This window comes from Amycolatopsis speibonae (assembly GCF_042647925.1).
GTDB classification, from domain to species: Bacteria; Actinomycetota; Actinomycetes; order Mycobacteriales; family Pseudonocardiaceae; genus Amycolatopsis; species Amycolatopsis speibonae.
Genome location: NZ_JBHRWK010000097.1, coordinates 1 through 17,136, shown reverse-complemented (window position 1 = coordinate 17,136; position 17,136 = coordinate 1). Strand labels below are relative to the sequence as shown.

Here is a 17,136-nt window from a genome sequence, read left to right as displayed (position 1 = left end):
CGGCGCCTGGCTCATCGGAACCCTACGCGCCACCACACGAACCAGCCCAGTCCGCCACCTCTCCCTCACCCCAGCCGCCTGACCAGAGAAAACCAACAGCATCACTCACCGTCCCCAATGCCACATTCGGCGCACGCCTACACGTTTGCCTTACCCCTCAACTCACGAGGCGTCAGTAGCCCTGGTATCCGCCGCCACCGGCCATCGACTTCAGACCGGGGTGTCCCTCGAAACCGCCGTACCGCGAGAACGTGTACCGCACGCCCGCGATGATGTTGTCGACCGGATTGTAGATGTTGTCGTGCCCGGGAAGCTTGTGCGAGTTGAAGGTCGGGTCGATGCACTGCATCAGGCCCTTGGACGGAGTCCCCTTCGCCGCGTTGGAGTCCCAGTTGTTGATGGCGTTGGGATTACCGCCGGACTCCTTCTCGATGATCGTCCAGATCTTCTGGATGTCCGCGTCCGTCACCGGAATGCCGGCGGCCTGCAGGATCTTGATGGCTTCCTGGATCCACTGCTGGACGTTGCCCGGCGGCGTCGTCGACGGCGGGCCGCCGCTCGGCCCGAGGCCGCCGCCCCCACCGCCACCGCCGCCGCCTCCACCGCCGCCTCCGGTGTGGAGACCGCCGGTGCGCTTGGGAACGGTGCCGTCCTTGCCGGGCATCGGGACCTTGGAGTAGCCGCCGCCCTCGATGTCCTTCTTCATCAGCTGCTGCGACTTGCTGATCAGCCCATCGGCCTGAGTCAGCAAACCGGTCATGGTCTCCACGGCCGAGCTGGCGGTCTTCTGGTTCGCGGTGTTCGCCGTGGTGATGATCTGATCCGCGGTCGGGTTCGGCGGCTGAACCTTTTTGTCCGGATCCGCCGCGTCGGCCGCCTGCTTGCGAGCCGCCGCGACCTTCGGCGTCTCCGTGTCGATGCAGGTCTGAATCGTGGTCTGAGCCGTCTTGCCGGCGTCGTCGATCTTGCCTTTGATGTCGCTCAGCTGGACCTGGAGTTCGCCCAGATCCTTGCTGATCTCCTCCAAGTGTCCTTTGACACGGTCACCCGCGGAGGTGATCTGCTTTACGTAGTCGAAGAAGGTGTCGGCGGCGGGACCTTTCCAGACACCGCCGTTCAACGCGTCGGTCGATGACTTCAGCGAGGCACTGTGGTCACCGGCCTGCGTCGCGGCGGCATGGAACTGATCCGCGGCCTTCTGAATGGCTTCCGGCTTGATGCCCTCGACCTGTTTGGCCTTTTCCGTGACCTGCGACCAGTTCGGCGGGAAGTCAATATCGCCCACAACGCCCCCTAGAAATCAGGCCCACCGGGGCCGGCTTTCGCGTGCTCACTGCTTGCCGTGCTCGTGCAGCTTCAGATTGTCGACATGCACGGCTTCGGTCTCCTGGATCAAGCCCGCGGCCTTCCGCAGCACGAAGGCCGTGGCCTCCATCAGTTTTCCGGCGGAATCGAACTCGTTGTGGACACCGTCCTTGAAGGAGCCCACCGCACCGTGGACGTCACCCGAGCCGCCCATCGTGCCGAACGGGCTTTCCTTCTCGTCATCGACGCCGGTGACCTGCTTCTTGGACTTGTCGAACTCGTCCTTGAGCCTCTCCACCTGACCGGCGGCGATCCCCATCGACTCCGGGTCGTACACAGGCACGGTTCGTCATCCCCTTCACCGCAACACGGAAAACTCGTATCCGCCCGATCAGACGCGCGGCCGATCGGGACGGTTCCCGCGCATACTTTAGACCTGGTCTCAAAACTTGAGGGTGTGTCACTGCGTAACCTGCCGGTCCTGGTCGTCGATCGTGGGCAGTCGTGGCGAAGACGACGCAGCAGCGGCGGGTCGAAGACCGGCTCTGGGAGCTGATCGAGCCCCTGATCCCGTCCCGACCGGCGCCGCGCGGTCCGGGTGGGCGGCCCCGGATCGATGACCGTGCCGCGCTGGAGGGGATCTTGTTCGTGCTCGACACCGGCTGCCGCTGGCGAGACCTACCCGAGCAGCTCGGATGCGGGTCCGGGCACACCGCGTGGCGGCGGTTACGTGAGTGGCAGGACGCCGGCGTGTGGGACCGGCTGCACCAGCTCGTGCTCGACGAGCTGTCCAACATCGACGAGCTCGACTGGACCGGAGGCTGCATCGACACGGTGTCGGTGCGGTCGAAAAGGGGGCGAGCTGACCGGCCGCAGCCCCACTGACCGGGGTAAAGCCGGCTCCGAGTACCACGTTCTGTGTGACGCGAACGGGCTACCGCTGCACATCATGTTGTCGGCGGCAAACACCCACGACAGCATGCTGTTCGAGCCGCTGCTGGACACGAACCCGACCGTGCGCGGGATTGAGGGCAAGTCCCGCCTCGGCCTGGTCCGCTGGGTCGTCGAACGCACCATCTCCTGGCTGCTGCGGTTCAAACGCCTCGGGCTGCGCTACGACCGGACCGAACGCACCACGCTGGCGCTACTCACGCCGGCCTGCACCGTGATCGACGTCCGCCGACTCATCAAGATCGAGCTCTGCGACCAGGTCTAACGCATCCATTCACTCGTATGGGATACATCGGTAGCTCTGTGTCGTTGGGTGGGGGTGACTGGTGAGCTTCTGAGCGCGGAGCAGGTCCTCGGGTCGGCACGGGGCCCCCGTCACCACGAGGGAGATCGATCTCCTGGAGGAGGCTGCAGCCGCGTTGCTGACGGCACCGTCGACGGGGATGAACGAGCACTCTCGTCGGGAAGTGATCAGCCATCGGTGGGCCGCCTCTTCAGAGGCGTTCGATGCGGTCGGCCTGCGGGCCCCGGTCGCTCTGACGCACCGCGTACCGGACCCGGTCACCCTTCTGCAGCGGCTCCGACCCCATGATCACGGACGCGTGGGCGAAGAGATCGTCGCCGCCTGCGTCCGGGGTGATGAAGCCGAAGCCGCGGTCGTCGTCGTAGCGCGCGACGACGCCCTCGCCGCCTCGTACGGGCACGTCCCGCGCCGCCGGCCCTGCGGTCGCGGCAGGTGCCGACCGCTGCGGCGCCGTCTGGGGCTCGGTGCCCCGGACCAGGTGCACGTCGCGGGCCTGCGGGCCCTTGTCTCCACTAGCCACCTCGTAGGCGACGCGGTCGCCCTCCGCGAGCCACGTCAGCCCCTCGGCCAGGGCCCGGGCGTGAACGAAGACGTCCCCGGCGCCGGAGTCGGGGTTGATGAAGCCGAAGCCCTTGTCCTCGTCGTACCAGGCCACCGTGCCGTCGGCACCGTCCGCGATACCAGCCGCAGCGGGTGAGCCGGCCCCTGCTCCCAGCGGGATCACGTGCCCGGCCTGCGGGCCGCGCTCGCCTTCGACGATCAGGAAGGCCACCCGCTGCCCCTCGGTGACCACGCCGCCGGTCACGATGGCGGAGCTGTGCACGAAGACGTCGGCGCCACCGCCGTCCGGCGACGCGAAGCCGTACCCCTTGCCCGGCTCGTACCAGTTGACGGTGCCGAGCAGGCCCACGGCGCTGCCGGTGGCCGCATCGGCGGTGACGCGAACGCGCAGCGCCTGGGGCCCGCGGTCGTTCTCGCCGACCTCGAACACGACGGCCTGACCCTCGCGGAGCACGTTCGCGCCGCCGTCCCCGACGATCTCGGAGGCGTGCACGAACACGTCCGGCGAGCCGTCCTCGGGCGCGAGGAAGCCGAAACCCCGTTCGACGTCGAACCAACGGACGGTCCCTTGCGGCATAAAAGGCTCCAGGTCGAGAGGGCGGGTACTGGCCCCCAGTCTCTCTGACAGACCTCCGGTCCGTCGGGCCGGGCCCACAGGCGGGCGGTGCGGAGCCAGGGGCGGGCCGTTGGTTCACCTAGCGACACGCCGAGTGATGTGTGCATCCACGCCAACTCTCACCCCGCCGATATCGACTTCGCGAAACGGCCGAATCGGAGTAAACGTCATCACGTCGGGCGTTGGTCAGAAGTCGGCGACTTCCCGGATCCGCGTCGCCAGCAGCTGGTTGTCCGCCGGGGTGATGGTCGCCCAATCCCGCCCGTCCCGGTTCCGGGCGACCTGAAACAGGTACCGCCCCGCGTCCGTGTCGTAGAAGGCGACGACGTTGCCCGCGCGGCGGGGGCGGCCGTCCCTGCCCGCGCGTTCGATGCCGAACTGGCCGCGTGCCTCCTGGCCGAGCAGCATGCCCGCCACCTCCTGGGCCTGCCACAGGGGCACGTCCAGGTCTTCCAGTGCGGTGACCATCGCTTTCGCGTCGCCGCGGGCGGCGGCGTCGGCCTCGCGGAGGAGGTCGTGCGGGATGCTGATCGACTGGCCGACGCCGGGGCCGAGGTCGCCCGCGACCGAGACGGCGGCTTCGGCGAGGGAGCCTTCGCGGGCGGGGATCAGCCACACCTGACCGGAGTCGATCACGCCGAGCAACGCCTGGTTGCCGACGCTGACCGCCTGGCCCTTGATCTCGCGGTCGGTCCACACCCAGACGTCGATCGCGAGCCGGGGGTGGGCGAACAGGTTCAGCATGTCGACCAGCTCGCCCGACGCCTGGTGTCCCCGCGCGAGGCCTCGCGCGCGCAGGGATTCCCAGGCCTCTTCGATCAGTGCCGCCCGCTCCGTATGGGTCGTTCCGGGGCTCGGCACGTCGAGCGCGACATGGCGGCGGGGCAGCCGTTCGGCTTCCCAGAGCATCTCGAACTCGAGTGCGGACAGCACCAGGCTGCCGTTTTCGTTCGGCACAGGTTCAGCGCGCTTCGGAGTTGCCATGGTCACCGATCACATCGGGCGACACCATGCGCTCGTCGGTGAACAGGTCCTTGTCGTCGACGCCGTAACGCCTGATGTGCTCCGCGTCCTCTTCGACGTCCTGAGTGGCCGCGCGCTCCATGAACTTCGACTCGGCCTTCGGCTGCTTCGCGCCGATCTTCTCCGAGCGCCGCATGGCCTCTTCCTCGGGAAGCTCGCCGATCGGCAGCTGACGGGTCGGCTTGACAGCGCCGCCTTCCTGGCGGGGGCGACGGTCGCGTTCCTTGTCGCCGCTCAGTGCGCCACCCGCGACACCGGCGCCGACCGCGGCCGCACCGGCGCCCAGGTCGCCCGCCGCCGGGCCGGCGATCTTCGGGACGGCGGGGAACCCCCTGCCGGACTCGTTGCCGGCGGCCAGCGGGACCTGCGGTCCGGAGCCGACCGAGCGGCCCTTGCCGAGCGCCTGGTCGCCACCACCGGTGCCACCGCCGACACCACCGAAGACGCCGGGGCCCGAGCTGGAGCCGGGACCCTTGCCGAGAACGCCGTCGGCGCCGGTGCCGAACGACTTGCCCACCACCGGCTGCGCCGACGTGGTGCTGTTCGGCGGCAGGCTCCCGGTGGTCTGGCCGGGCGGGATGTTCGTGGAGCCGGGAGGCAGGTTCGGCGCACCCGGCGGGATGAACGGCGGGGACGCGGGCGAACCGGTGACCGGATACGACGGCCTGCCCGGTTCGGGCTGCGGGCCGGGCCGGTTCGGTGTCACCCAGCCGCTGCCCGGAGCGGGCACGGGCCGGGAGGTGCCGGACGGCGTGGTCGGCGCGGAGGCCGCCGGGACCGTGGCGCCGCCGCCGTGCGGCGCCGACGCACCGGTCTTCCGGGCGACCCCGCCGCCCATGGCGACGCCGTAGGCCGGGGTCGGCGCGTCGTAGGACGGCGCCTTCGGGTTGCTGACGGGCTGCACGGGTGGCGGCACGTACTTCGACTCGACGGCGGCCGACGCGGGCCGCACACTGCCGTCCGGGGTCAGATCGGTGGCGGTGCCCGCGAGAGCGAGCGGGCCGGGGCCACCGCCCGCACCGGCGGCGGTCGTGGTCTGGGTCAGGTTCATCGCCTGCGGATCGGCCAGTGTGTCGGTCGTCAGCAGGTTCTCACCACTCGTCTTGGCGTAGTCGTTCAACGCCTCCTGAGCCTGCGCCCGCGCGTCGTTCGCGGCGCCGACGCTCTTGGCGTGGTCGGTCTCGAACCCGATGAGGCTCAGCACGACGTCGCCGAGGGTCAGCCCGCCGGCGCCCTTCCGGACCACCTCCGGGTCCGGGAGCTTGTGCAGCGTCCGGTTGAAGGCCTCACCCTGCGCGAAGATCATCTCCGCGGAGTGCGAGACCTTCGAGTTCGCGTCCTGGGAGAAGCCCGCCTGCTCGGTGAACACCTGGCCGGCGGCGCCACCCGCCTCGCTCTGCCATTCCACGCCGAGCTTGCCCAGCTCGTCACGCAGCGTCTTGTCGGTGTCGGCGAGCGCGCCCGCGACGGATTTCAGCGCGTCGACGGCGATGCCGATGCTGCCGGTGCCGTCGCCGCTGCGGAAGCGCTCGATCTCGGTCGCGATCCCGGTGTCGGTGTAGCCGTCGAACCGGAGATCGCGGAGCCTGCCCGCGAGGTCGGAAACGTTCACGGCGCCCTCCCTAGTTGCGTGCTTTCAAGGTCTGCAAAGCCAAATCGGCCGCCTGCGCGGACATCTCGCACAACCGCGGCATGGTGAACGCGCCGGCGGTGACGGTGACGGCCCGCACCGCCAGCGTCTGTCCTTTCGCGACGCCGACGAGCGTTTCGCAATCGCTCGGCTTCCCGGCGTCCCGGTAGTTCGTGATCGCGGGGAACCCGCCGACCGCCTTCGGTTCCGTCGTCATGCTGTTCTTGCGGCGCTTGCCCGTGAACCACTCTTCGACGTCCGCGGTGACCGTACGGACGTAGTAGGTGTGGAACGGCTCCGCGGCGTCCGCGTCGAAGACGCAGGTCGGGCCGTCGATCGGTTCGGCGGCCGCGCGTGGCTTGCTGTTGATCTTGAGCTGGTCGAGCTGCGGCGAGGTGAGCAGGGCGCACGGATCGACGCCCTGCGGGCTCAGTTCGGCGGGCCTGGCGGGCAGCGCGGACGCCTTGGCGCCCTGCGTGGCCGAAGCCAGCGCCGGTTCATCGGGGAAAGCCTGCCCACCCGTGTCCGTGGCGCATCCGGCCAGCACGAGGGTGAGCACCCCGCCGGAGACCAGCACACGAGGCCTACGCCCGGTGTACACCACGGTCCCCGAACGCGGCGGCCTTGTCCGCATCACTGGTCTTGTACTCCTTGGCCGCCTTGCGGAGCTGGTTGACCAGCCCCCGCAGCCCGGCCACGTAGGCCTTGACCTGCGCGGCGTACGACTGGTCGCCGTCGGCCACGAGCTCGTTCCAGACACTGGTCGAGTGCACGCTCACCGTGTCGTTGGACGGAGTGTCGATGCGCAGCTGGTCGAGCCGCGTCAAAAGCTTGTCCTGCAGCGCGTCGACCTGCTCTTCGACGATCTTCGCGACTTCGAGCAGCTTCGACGGATCCACTCTGATGTCGGCCACCGACGGTGGCGTCGGGACCGCCGACGTGAGGTCCTGGATCTTGCCCGATGCTGCCATTCCCCACCCCTTGGAAAGCTCGAACCGCCCCGCCGAGGCTACCAACGCCGATGTAGCGAGCGCCTAAGCTTCGCAGGAAACACCGGGTTGGACGTACCCAGGACCGGAACGGTTCCGTCCGGAATTCACGAGACCGGGGTGGCGATCTCTCCCTTGGCGGCGAGCTGGGCGATGTCGGTGCGGTGGTGCGAGCCGGCCAGGTGGACCTTCTCGACAGTCGCGTAGGCGTCCTTGCGGGCGGCCTTCAGGTTCTTGCCGGTGCCGACGACCGACAGCACCCGGCCGCCGGAGGAGACCACGGCGCCGTCTTCACGGCGGCGGGTGCCGGCGTGGAGCACGCCTTCGATCTCGCCACCGGTGATGACGTCGCCGGTCCGGGGCTTGCCCGGGTAGCCGTCCGCGGCCAGCACGACGGTGACCGCCGCGCCGGAATCCCAGTCCAGCGGCGGCAGGTCGGCGAGCTTGCCGGTGGCCGTCGCGTGCAGGACCTTGCCGAGCGGGCTGCGCAGCAGCGCCAGGACGACCTGGGTCTCCGGGTCGCCGAAGCGGCAGTTGAACTCGATGACCTGCGGCCCCTCGGAGGTCAGCGCGAGACCGGCGTAGAGCAGGCCGGAGAAGGTGGCGCCGCGGTTGTCGAGTTCGTCGACCACGGGCTGGACGATCCGCTCGACGACGTCGTCGACCAGGTCCTTGGGCGCCCACGGCAGCGGCGCGTACGCGCCCATGCCGCCGGTGTTCGGGCCCGCGTCGCCGTCGCCGACGCGCTTGAAGTCCTGCGCGGGCAGCAGCGGGACGACCGTGCGGCCGTCGACGAAGCAGAAGAGAGAGGCCTCGGGGCCGTCGAGGAAGGACTCCAGGAGCACCGGGTGACCGCCGTCGAGCAGCATCAGGGCGTGCTTGCGCGCGACGTCGACGTCCGTGGTGACCACGACGCCCTTGCCCGCGGCGAGGCCGTCGTCCTTGACCACCCAGGTGGGGCCGAAGCGGCCGAGCGCGGCGTCGAGGCGAGCCGGGTTGTCGACGATCTCGCAGTGCGCCGTCGGCACCTTCGCGGCCGCCATGACGTCCTTCGCGAACGCCTTCGAGCCTTCGATCCGGGCCGCGGACGCGGACGGGCCGAAGCAGGCGATGCCCGCCTTCCGGACCGCGTCGGCGACGCCCGCCACCAGCGGGACCTCGGGACCGACCACCACCAGGTCCGCCTGCCACTGCTTGGCGAGGGCGGAGACCGATTCGGGGTCGGCCGCTTCGACACCCAGCTGCTCGGCCACCGAAGAGGTGCCGGCGTTGCCCGGGGCACAGGCCAGTGCGGTGACGGAAGGGTCTTCCGCGACCGCGAGGACAAGTGCATGCTCACGGGCGCCGGACCCGATTACCAGTACGCGCACGACGCACAGGGTAACCGTGCCGGTGAGCCCCGAACACGTCGCCGTCCTCGAGCGGGTGGTTCCATCCGGCGTTCACCCGGCGGTCAGCGCTCCGCCGGTCCGTCTTCGCCGTCCGGACGCCTCCTGCGTCAAGGGTGGCGCGGTACCCCGAGTTCAAGCGAAAGAGGTTACCCACCATGCGAAAGCGCCTGGGCGTGCTCGCCCTGTCCGGACTCGCCGTACTCAGCGTCACGGGGCTGGCCGGCGCCACCGAGCCGGGTGCCCGAGATGTGTCGGCGCCGGCCAAGGGCCACGATGGACCGGTGATCGTCGGACACCGCGGCGCCCCCGGCTACCGCCCGGAGCACACGCTCGCCTCGTATGAGCTCGCCTACCGCCAGGGCGTCGACTGGGTCGACGTCGACCTCGTGCCCACCAAGGACGGCCAGCTGGTCGCCCGGCACGAGAACGAGATCGGCGGGACCACCGACGTCGCGAAGCACCCCGAGTTCGCGAACCGGAAGGCGACGAAGGTCATCGACGGCACGTCGTTCACCGGCTGGTTCACCGAGGACTTCACGCTCGCCGAGCTGAAGACCCTGCGCGCGACCGAGCGGATCCCGCAGCTGCGGCCGAACAACAAGCTCTACGACGGCCGCTACCAGATCGCCACCTACCAGGAGGTGCTCGACCTGACGCGCCGGCTGGGCCGCGAACTGCGCCGTGAGCTGGGGACCTACCCGGAGGTCAAGCACTCGACGTACTTCTCCTCGATCAAGAACCCGACCGAGCCGAAGCTGGTCGAGCTGCTCAAGCGCAACGGGCTCAACCACCCGAAGGCGCCGGTGATCATCCAGTCGTTCGAGGTGTCGAACCTGATCGCGCTTTCGCGCCAGGTGCGGGTGCCGCTGCTGCAGCTGACCTCGGCGACCGGCGCTCCGGCCGACTTCGTCGCGAAGGGCGACCCGCGGACGTACGCGGACCTCGTCACGCCCGTGGGCCTGAAGGAGATCTCGAAGTACGCGGACTACTTGGGCCCGGAGAAGGCGCAGGTCATCCCGGTGGTGAACGGGGCACTGGGCAAGCCGACCGCGCTCGTCGCCGACGCGCACAAGGCCGGGCTGAAGGTCGGGCCGTACACGTTCCGCAACGAGAACAACTTCCTCCCGCAGAACCTGCGCTCGTCGGCGAACCTCGCCGAGTACGGCGACGCGTTCGCCGAGCAGGAGGCGTTCCTCAAGGCGGGTGTCGACGGGTACTTCTCGGACCAGCCGGACACCGCGCTGGAGGCCGTGAAGGCCTTCGGGGGTCGCTGACCTCGGTCTCAAGCGCAATGAAAGGTCCTTTCCTTGCAAATTTTGCAAGGAAAGGACCTTTCATTGCGTCCGGCGGGATGGGTTTCTTGACGAGACCTTGACATGCGCAGGTGGGCGGGCCTAATTTCGGCGGATCTCAATGGTCTGTCCGCATACCTTTTAAGTGGGTGCCCGATGGATGTCTCAGACAAGCAGGCCGAACCCGCCGACGAAGACAGTGCCCGGCTCCACCAGCTCGGCTACGCGCAGGAACTCCGGCGCACGATGTCGACCTTCTCCAACTTCGCCGTCTCCTTCACGATCATCTCGATCCTCTCCGGCTGTCTGACCCTTTACGGGTTCGGCATGAAGACCGGCGGGCCCGCCGCGATGATCTGGGGCTGGCCGCTGGTCGGCCTGTTCGTCATCCTGGTCGGGCTGGGCATGGCCGAGGTCTGCTCCAGCTATCCGACCGCGGGCGGTCTCTACTACTGGGCCGCGAAGCTCGCCCCGCGCAACGGCGCGGCTTGGTCGTGGTTCACCGGCTGGTTCAACCTCATCGGGCAGATCGCCGTCACCGCGGGTATCGATTTCGGCGCGGCGCTGTTCCTCAACGCCTTCCTCGACCTGCAGTTCGGCTTCGAGGCGACACCGGGCCACACGATCCTGCTGCTGGGGATCATCCTGGTGATCCATGGCCTCCTGAACACCTTCGGCGTCAAGATCGTGGCCCTGCTGAACAGCATCAGCGTGTGGTGGCACCTGGTGGGTGTGCTGGTCATCGTCGGGGTGCTGATCGTCGTGCCCGCCAAGCACCAGGACGCCTCGTTCGTCTTCGGCGAGTTCGTGAACAAGACGGGCTGGGCTTCCCCGGTCTACGTCTTCTTGCTCGGGCTCCTCGTCGCGCAGTACACCTTGACCGGCTACGACGCCTCGGCCCATATGACCGAGGAGACCAAGAACGCGGCGAAGGCCGGACCGCGCGGCATCATCAACTCGATCCTCGTCTCCCTCGTCGCCGGATGGGTCCTGCTGATCGGCCTCACCTTCGCCATCCAGGACTACGACGGCGCCGCGGCCTCCGAGACCGGGGTACCGCCCGCGCAGATCTTCATCGACGCGACCGGCGAGACGACCGGCAAGTTCCTGCTGCTGATCTGCATCGGTGCGCAGCTGTTCTGCGGGATGGCGTCGGTGACCGCGAACTCGCGGATGATCTACGCCTTCGCCCGTGACGGCGCTATCCCGGGTTCGAAGTTCTGGCACCGCATCAACAAGCGAACCCAGACGCCGACCAACGCGGTGTGGCTGGCCGCGGGCGGTGCGCTCCTGCTCGCCCTGCCGTACCTGTGGAGCGCGACCGCCTACGCGGCGGTGACCTCGATCGCGGTCGTCGGCCTTTACGTGGCCTACGTGATCCCGGTGTTCCTGCGGGTGCGCAAGGGCGACGACTTCGAACCAGGACCGTGGAACCTCGGCCGCTGGGGCAAGCTCGTCGGGACCATCGCGACCGTCTGGGTGTGCTTCATCTTCGTGCTGTTCATGCTTCCGCAGGGATCACCGATCACCATCGACAGTTTCAACTACACGCCGATCGCCTTCCTCGTCGTCCTCGGTGGCGCGGCGGTGTGGTGGTTCGCCTCGGCGCGCAAGTGGTTCACGGGGCCGAAGGTGCAGGGTTCCGAGGCGGAACTCGCCGCCGTGGAACGGGAACTCAAGGAACTGGGGTAGCGGCGCTCTCCCGGGCGCGGCCGACGCGGACTCCGGTCACCGCGGCCGCGCCCAACGCCCCGACCCCGGCGAAGGCGTAGAAGCCCCACGGGTACGCGATCCCGGCGCTCAGGAGCGCTCCGCCGAGGATCGGGCCGCAGATCGCGCCGATCCGGCCGACGCCCGCCGCCCAGCCGATTCCGGTGGCACGCATGGCGTCCGGATACGTCTTGCCGATGTAGGCGTACACGAGGACCTGGGCGCTGAACACGAACCCGCCGGTGAGGAACACGGCCGCGTACAGGCCGACCGCGGGCAGTTTCACGCTCAGCAGGGCCAGGAACACCGCCGCCCCGAGGAACCAGAAGATCACCGCCGGGCGCACGCCGGCCTTGTCCGCCACCCGGCCCGCGACGAGCAGGCCGACGACGCCGCCGAGGTTCAGCGTGAGCAGCAGCCCGAGCGCCGCGCCGAGCGGGTACCCGGCCTGGCGCATGATCTCCGGCAGCCAGGTGTTGAGCCCGTAGACCAGCAGCAGTCCCATGAACGACGTCACCCAGAACGCGATGGTGGCGCGCAGGAGCCCGCCGCGGAACAGCCCGCCGACGACGTCCGCCGCCGACTTCTCCTGCGTCTCCCGCGCCCGCTCGAAGAACTCGGATTCGGGCAGGTACTTGATCATCAGCGGCACCAGGACGAGCGCGGGCAGCGCGCCCGCGACGAACATCGCGCGCCAGCCGAGCGGCTGGATCAGCCAGATGCCGAGCAGGGCGGTGAGCACCGCGCCGACGTGGTAGCCGGTCATCACCGTGGTGGTCGCACTGCCGCCCTTTCCCTTGCGGGCGTACTCGGTGACCAGCGCGATCGCCGTCGGGAGGCAGCCGCCGAGGCCCAGTCCGGCGAGGAAACGCAGCAGGCCGAAGACGAACGCCGACGGCGAGAGCGCACAGAGCGCTGTGAACGCCGAGAAGGCGGTGACCGCGATGATCAGCGCCTTCCGGCGGCCGATGAGGTCGGTGATCGTGCCGATCGCCAGCGCGCCGATCGTCATGCCGATCAGGCCGACCGTCGAGATCACCGACGCCGTGCCCGGCGTCAGCCCCCAGACGTGGTCACGGAGCAGCGCGGGCAGCACCGTGCCCAGGACGACCAGGTCGAATCCGTCGAGCAGTACCGCCGTCCAGGCGAGCGGGACCACCCACGAACGGGCCGCGGCAGGGGACATGGGGACCTCCAACTGTGTTCGCTCTGCGCACGAGTATGCACAATCCGAACGCTGTGAGCAAGGCCACTGCCCCCTGAACGCCCCTTTCATGACATGCGTGGGGTGGCGGGCCAGCGCTTGGCGAGGTCTCCGAGGACGTGCCAGGTGCGGATCCGCTCTTCGCCGGTCCGGATGCCGCTCTGGGTCGCGACGACCTCGGTCGCCCCGGCGTCGAAGTACCGCTGGATCTCGGCGGCGACGGTCTCCTCGTCCCCCGCGATCACCAGTGCACCGGCGGAATCCACGCCCTGGGCGTCGAAGACCGCGCGATAGGAGGGGATGTCGCGGAAGAACGCGTACTGCTTGTCGACCGTCGCGCGGATGGCGTCGGGATCGTCGGTCACGACGACCGGGACCATCGCGATGATCCGCGGCGCCGGACGGCCGGCGGCGGCCTTGGTGATCTCCGGGACGATCAGCTCGGACAGGGCTTTCGGTCCGGCGAGGAACGGGATCGTGCCGTCGGCGAGCTCGCCGGTGACACGCAGCGCCTGCCGTCCCATCGCGGCGACGATCAGCGGGATGTCCGAGGAGCCCGCGACGGTGAGCGAAGCCGCGAAGCCCTTGGCGTGTGCTCTGACGGTCTCGCCGTGGAAGTCGACTTCCCCGCCGCCGAGTACCTCACGGAGGATCGTGAGGCACTCGCGAAGGTGCTTGATCGGCGACGGGTACTCGATGCCGTACGCCGGTTCGAGCCAGTTCTTCGCGCCGGTTCCGAGGCCGAGCACGAACCGGCCGCCGGTGGCGGCTTGCGCTGTCTGCGCGAGGCCGGTGATCAGCAGCGGATGCCGGGGGTAGATCGGGACGACTCCGGTCCCGACGGTGATCCCCGGGACGGCGCGGCCGGCGAGCGCGGCGACGGTGATCGCGTCGTGCTCCATCTGCTGGGAGAACCAGACCGACGTCAGTCCCGCGTCGGCGGCCTGCCGGGTCTGCGTGATGAGCTCGTCGACGATGTTGACGGCGTTCGCGGTGTCGCCGGACGGGAGTGCCACTCCGATGGTCATGTTCAACGCCAACCGCGCTGTCGACGGGATATTTCGGCGTTCACCAGCTGGGATCGCGCGCTCCGGAGACGCTATGAAAGGTCCTTTCCTTGCAAAATTTGCAAGGAAAGGACCTTTCATAGCGCGCGTGAGGGGATCAGACGAACTCGTGCCGCACGATCGTCTGCTCCCGGCCCGGACCGACACCGATCGCCGAGACCCGGGCGCCCGAAAGCTCCTCGAGCCGCTCGACGTAGGCCCGCGCGTTCGCCGGCAGCTCCTCGAAGGTGCGGCAGCCCGAGATGTCCTCGAACCAGCCCGGCAGCTCTTCGTAGATCGGCAGCGCGTGGTGCACGTCGGTCTGCGTCATCGGCATCTCGTAGGTACGGACCCCGTCGACCTCGTAGCCCACGCACACCGGCACCTTCTCCAGCCCGGACAGCACGTCCAGCTTGGTGAGGAAGTAGTCGGTGATGCCGTTGACCCGCACCGCGTAGCGCGCGATGACCGCGTCGAACCAGCCGGTGCGCCGCGAGCGGCCGGTGGTGACGCCGAACTCGCCGCCCTGCTTGCGCAGGTACTCACCGGACTCGTCGTCGAGCTCAGACGGGAACGGGCCGGAGCCGACGCGGGTGGTGTAGGCCTTGAGGATGCCCAGCACGGTGGTGATCTTGCCCGGGCCGATGCCCGAACCCGCGCTCGCGCCGCCGGACGTCGGGTTCGAGGACGTCACGAACGGGTAGGTGCCGTGGTCGACGTCGAGCAGCGTGCCCTGCGAACCTTCGAGCAGCACGGTCTCGCCGCGTTCGAGGGCCTGGTTGAGCCGCAGGCGCGTGTCGGCGATGCGGTGCGCGAACTTCTCGCCCGCGGCCAGCACCTCGTCGGCGACCTGGTCGGCGTCGAGTGCCTTGCGGTTGTAGACCTTGACCAGCACCTGGTTCTTGAACTCCAGGGCCGATTCGACCTTCTGCCGGAAGATCTTCTCGTCGAGCAGGTCCTGCACGCGGACGCCGACGCGGGCGATCTTGTCCTGGTAGCAGGGACCGATGCCGCGGCCGGTGGTGCCGATCTTGCGGCTGCCGAGGTAACGCTCGGTGACCTTATCGATCTCCACGTGGTACGGCATGATCAAATGCGCGTCGGCGGAGATCAGCAGCTTGCTGGTGTCGACGTCGCGTTCCTCCAGCCCGGCGAGCTCGTCGAGCAGCACCCCCGGGTCGATGACGACGCCGTTGCCGATGACGTTGGTGACGCCCGGCGTGAGGATCCCGGACGGGATGAGGTGGAGGGCGAAGTTCTGCCCGTCGGGAAGGACTACGGTGTGGCCCGCGTTGTTACCGCCTTGGTAACGCACGATCCACTGGACGCGGTCGCCGAGCAGGTCGGTGGCCTTGCCCTTGCCCTCGTCCCCCCATTGGGCCCCGATCAGCACGATGGCCGGCATGTGACACTCCAGGTGTTCGGCGACTGATGGTTTTGGCGCTGGTAAATGCCGGTGCATGAGCGTAACGGAGGGCCTTCGGGTGCGCGGAATAGTGGTGGTCTGTCCAGAGGGCGAGCCCACACTCCCGGAGATCGACGACGTCGAAATGGTGCGCGTCCCGAGCCGTCCCGGCAAGGCGGATATCGACCCCTTGCTGGGTGAACATGATCGGCTGGTGGTCGCGGGCACCGACGCCGATCTCGCGGCGGTCGCGCTCCGGCTGTTACGAAAAGAACAGCTCACCGGCGTGTCGCTCGGGTTCGTACCGTCCTCTCCGGACTCCGACGTGGCCCGCATCTGGAGCCTGCCGACCCAGCCGCTGCGTGCCCTCGCGCTCGCGTTGCGCGGGGAGGTCGACCCGGTACCGCTGATCCGCGACGACACCGGCGGTGTGCTCGTCGGCCGGGGCTCGCTCGGCATGATCCGCGGGGTCGCCTACTGCGACGAGCACACCGCCCTGCGCGGACCCGCGCGCTCGATCGAGGTCGAGCCGGACGCGAGCGGGCCGGGGCTGATGGTCCGGGTGACCAAGGGGACGCTCTTCAAGCGGCCGTCGACGCGGTACGCGCGGGCGTTCCAGCTCGGCTGCATCCCGACCCGCCCGAGCAGCGACGGCGTCGTCCATCCGCGCGCGATGAGCCGGTGGACCTGGTACCGGCACACCGAGGACCTCCGGCTGGTCCGTGGGCTGATCTAGGCGCTGGTCCGTTCGGCCCAGAACCATCAGCTGGACTTTCCGAAACTTTTTCGGGGACGTACACCGCGTCCGACCTGCTCGTGACACCCTCCGTTCACGAATAGCCAGCAGAGTGTCATCCGATGGTGTTGCGTGGGCCATATCCGTGCCTCATGGTGACCAGGTCCCCAAACCTGACACGGAGGCAGCAATATGCCAACTGCGCTTGCTGTTCGTCGCTCCTTCACCGTTCTCGCCGTCTCGGCGATCGTCTCGGCAGGCGTCGTCGGCGTCGCCGAAGCGACACCCCCGGGCATCCCCTCGACCGCGACCGCCAAGAGCCAGCTCGCCGCGCTGACCGTCAAGCCGGACGGTTCGTCGAGCGGGTACAGCCGCGACAAGTTCCCACACTGGGCCGATCAGGGCAACAGCTGCAACACCCGCGAGGTCGTGCTCAAGCGGGACGGCACGAACGTCCAGCAGGACAGCAGTTGCGCCGCCGTCTCCGGCAAGTGGTTCAGCCCGTACGACGACGCCACCTGGACCGCCGCGTCCGATTTGGACATCGACCACGTCGTCCCGCTTTCGGCCGCTTGGCGCACCGGGGCTTCTTCGTGGACCACCGCGCAGCGGCAGGCGTTCGCGAACGACCTCAGCGCGCCGCAGCTGATCGCCGTCACCGACAACGTCAACCAGGAGAAGGGCGACAAGTCGCCGGACGCCTGGAAGCCGCCGTCCACCGGGTACTGGTGCACCTACGCGAAGATGTGGACCACGGTGAAGACCAAGTACAAGCTCACCATCAAGTCGGCGGAGAAGACCGCACTGACGGACATGCTCAACCGCTGCTAGAACTTGGCCTGTCCGTGAAGGCCTCCTTCCCTACCCTCAAGAGGCTGTTGCGTTTTCGGATTGGGGTTCGTTGGTGTTGGTGGGGCGGGGCCGGAGGCCCTGCCCCATCACACTGTCTGGGGCTGGGTGGTGGTGAAGAGGC

The 17,136-nt window shown here is 68.8% G+C and carries 15 protein-coding genes and 1 pseudogene; 5 read left to right on the top strand and 11 right to left on the bottom strand.

Annotated features, from left to right (window positions below; genetic code table 11):
* Positions 1 to 172 precede the first annotated feature (172 nt).
* A complete protein-coding gene (locus ACFOSH_RS39775) occupies positions 173 to 1,285 on the bottom strand; it encodes a transglycosylase SLT domain-containing protein (protein WP_378246209.1) in 1,113 nt (370 codons plus the stop codon).
* A 45-nt stretch (positions 1,286 to 1,330) separates the two neighbouring features.
* Positions 1,331 to 1,648 (bottom strand): hypothetical protein, encoded by a 318-nt coding sequence (locus ACFOSH_RS39770; RefSeq protein WP_378246207.1) that lies wholly within the window; start codon positions 1,646 to 1,648, stop codon positions 1,331 to 1,333.
* Between the two features lie 161 nt (positions 1,649 to 1,809).
* Between ACFOSH_RS39770 and ACFOSH_RS39765 the strand changes: the two are divergent.
* Positions 1,810 to 2,521 (top strand): annotated as a pseudogene (locus tag ACFOSH_RS39765) (IS5 family transposase).
* Positions 2,522 to 2,750: 229 nt separating this feature from the next.
* On the opposite strand, the gene ACFOSH_RS39760 reads toward ACFOSH_RS39765, so the two are convergent.
* The 6 genes from ACFOSH_RS39760 to purD form a co-directional block, all read right to left on the bottom strand.
* A complete protein-coding gene (locus tag ACFOSH_RS39760) occupies positions 2,751 to 3,698 on the bottom strand; it encodes a cold-shock protein (RefSeq protein WP_378246205.1) in 948 nt (315 codons plus the stop codon).
* A 225-nt stretch (positions 3,699 to 3,923) separates the two neighbouring features.
* The gene (locus ACFOSH_RS39755) at positions 3,924 to 4,694 is read right to left on the bottom strand and encodes an ESX secretion-associated protein EspG (protein ID WP_378246203.1); all 771 of its coding nucleotides are present in this window, start codon (positions 4,692 to 4,694) and stop codon (positions 3,924 to 3,926) included.
* A gap of 4 nt (positions 4,695 to 4,698) precedes the next feature.
* A complete protein-coding gene (locus ACFOSH_RS39750; protein ID WP_378246201.1) occupies positions 4,699 to 6,372 on the bottom strand; it encodes a hypothetical protein in 1,674 nt (557 codons plus the stop codon).
* A 10-nt stretch (positions 6,373 to 6,382) separates the two neighbouring features.
* Entirely contained in the window at positions 6,383 to 7,024 is a 642-nt protein-coding gene (locus ACFOSH_RS39745; RefSeq protein WP_378246199.1) for a DUF3558 domain-containing protein, read from the bottom strand.
* Positions 6,975 to 7,361 carry a type VII secretion target gene (locus tag ACFOSH_RS39740; protein WP_378246197.1) on the bottom strand — a complete coding sequence of 129 codons (387 nt, stop codon included), beginning with the start codon at positions 7,359 to 7,361 and terminating at the stop codon, positions 6,975 to 6,977. The genes ACFOSH_RS39745 and ACFOSH_RS39740 overlap by 50 nt, the downstream gene beginning before the upstream one ends.
* Before the next feature lie 125 nt (positions 7,362 to 7,486).
* The gene (gene purD / locus ACFOSH_RS39735; protein ID WP_378246195.1) at positions 7,487 to 8,749 is read right to left on the bottom strand and encodes a phosphoribosylamine--glycine ligase; all 1,263 of its coding nucleotides are present in this window, start codon (positions 8,747 to 8,749) and stop codon (positions 7,487 to 7,489) included.
* 176 nt (positions 8,750 to 8,925) lie between these two features.
* Here purD and ACFOSH_RS39730 point away from each other — a divergent pair, with 176 nt between their 5' ends.
* Positions 8,926 to 10,044, top strand: a complete 1,119-nt coding sequence (locus ACFOSH_RS39730) for a glycerophosphodiester phosphodiesterase (RefSeq protein WP_378246193.1) — start codon at positions 8,926 to 8,928, stop codon at positions 10,042 to 10,044.
* 174 nt (positions 10,045 to 10,218) lie between these two features.
* On the top strand, positions 10,219 to 11,754 hold the full coding sequence (locus ACFOSH_RS39725; RefSeq protein WP_378246191.1) for an amino acid permease: 1,536 nt from the start codon (positions 10,219 to 10,221) through the stop codon (positions 11,752 to 11,754).
* Here the strand turns inward: ACFOSH_RS39725 and ACFOSH_RS39720 are convergent.
* From ACFOSH_RS39720 to ACFOSH_RS39710, 3 genes are all read right to left on the bottom strand, one after another.
* Entirely contained in the window at positions 11,738 to 12,958 is a 1,221-nt protein-coding gene (locus ACFOSH_RS39720) for an MFS transporter (protein WP_378246189.1), read from the bottom strand. The two genes, ACFOSH_RS39725 and ACFOSH_RS39720, sit on opposite strands and share 17 nt — an antisense overlap.
* Positions 12,959 to 13,044: 86 nt before the next feature.
* Entirely contained in the window at positions 13,045 to 14,004 is a 960-nt protein-coding gene (locus ACFOSH_RS39715; RefSeq protein ID WP_378246187.1) for an LLM class F420-dependent oxidoreductase, read from the bottom strand.
* A 136-nt stretch (positions 14,005 to 14,140) separates the two neighbouring features.
* Positions 14,141 to 15,427, bottom strand: a complete 1,287-nt coding sequence (locus tag ACFOSH_RS39710; protein ID WP_378246185.1) for an adenylosuccinate synthase — start codon at positions 15,425 to 15,427, stop codon at positions 14,141 to 14,143.
* A gap of 55 nt (positions 15,428 to 15,482) precedes the next feature.
* Between ACFOSH_RS39710 and ACFOSH_RS39705 the strand changes: the two genes are divergently transcribed.
* Together ACFOSH_RS39705 and ACFOSH_RS39700 are read left to right on the top strand one after the other, a co-directional pair.
* Complete coding sequence (locus ACFOSH_RS39705; protein ID WP_378246183.1) at positions 15,483 to 16,163, top strand: hypothetical protein; 681 nt, start codon at positions 15,483 to 15,485, stop codon at positions 16,161 to 16,163.
* A 192-nt stretch (positions 16,164 to 16,355) separates the two neighbouring features.
* Complete coding sequence (locus ACFOSH_RS39700; RefSeq protein ID WP_378246181.1) at positions 16,356 to 16,994, top strand: HNH endonuclease family protein; 639 nt, start codon at positions 16,356 to 16,358, stop codon at positions 16,992 to 16,994.
* The last annotated feature ends 142 nt before the right edge of the window (positions 16,995 to 17,136 follow it).

Excerpts from the sequence above, each read along its gene's own strand:
- ACFOSH_RS39760 (WP_378246205.1), bottom strand. The coding sequence starts at position 3,698 with ATGCCGCAAGGGACCGTCCGTTGGTTCGACGTCGAACGGGGTTTCGGC.
- ACFOSH_RS39745 (WP_378246199.1), bottom strand. The coding sequence starts at position 7,024 with ATGCGGACAAGGCCGCCGCGTTCGGGGACCGTGGTGTACACCGGGCGT.
- ACFOSH_RS39740 (WP_378246197.1), bottom strand. The coding sequence starts at position 7,361 with ATGGCAGCATCGGGCAAGATCCAGGACCTCACGTCGGCGGTCCCGACG.
- ACFOSH_RS39730 (WP_378246193.1), top strand. The coding sequence starts at position 8,926 with ATGCGAAAGCGCCTGGGCGTGCTCGCCCTGTCCGGACTCGCCGTACTC.
- ACFOSH_RS39725 (WP_378246191.1), top strand. The coding sequence starts at position 10,219 with ATGGATGTCTCAGACAAGCAGGCCGAACCCGCCGACGAAGACAGTGCC.
- ACFOSH_RS39720 (WP_378246189.1), bottom strand. The coding sequence starts at position 12,958 with ATGTCCCCTGCCGCGGCCCGTTCGTGGGTGGTCCCGCTCGCCTGGACG.
- ACFOSH_RS39715 (WP_378246187.1), bottom strand. The coding sequence starts at position 14,004 with ATGACCATCGGAGTGGCACTCCCGTCCGGCGACACCGCGAACGCCGTC.
- ACFOSH_RS39710 (WP_378246185.1), bottom strand. The coding sequence starts at position 15,427 with ATGCCGGCCATCGTGCTGATCGGGGCCCAATGGGGGGACGAGGGCAAG.
- ACFOSH_RS39705 (WP_378246183.1), top strand. The coding sequence starts at position 15,483 with ATGAGCGTAACGGAGGGCCTTCGGGTGCGCGGAATAGTGGTGGTCTGT.
- ACFOSH_RS39700 (WP_378246181.1), top strand. The coding sequence starts at position 16,356 with ATGCCAACTGCGCTTGCTGTTCGTCGCTCCTTCACCGTTCTCGCCGTC.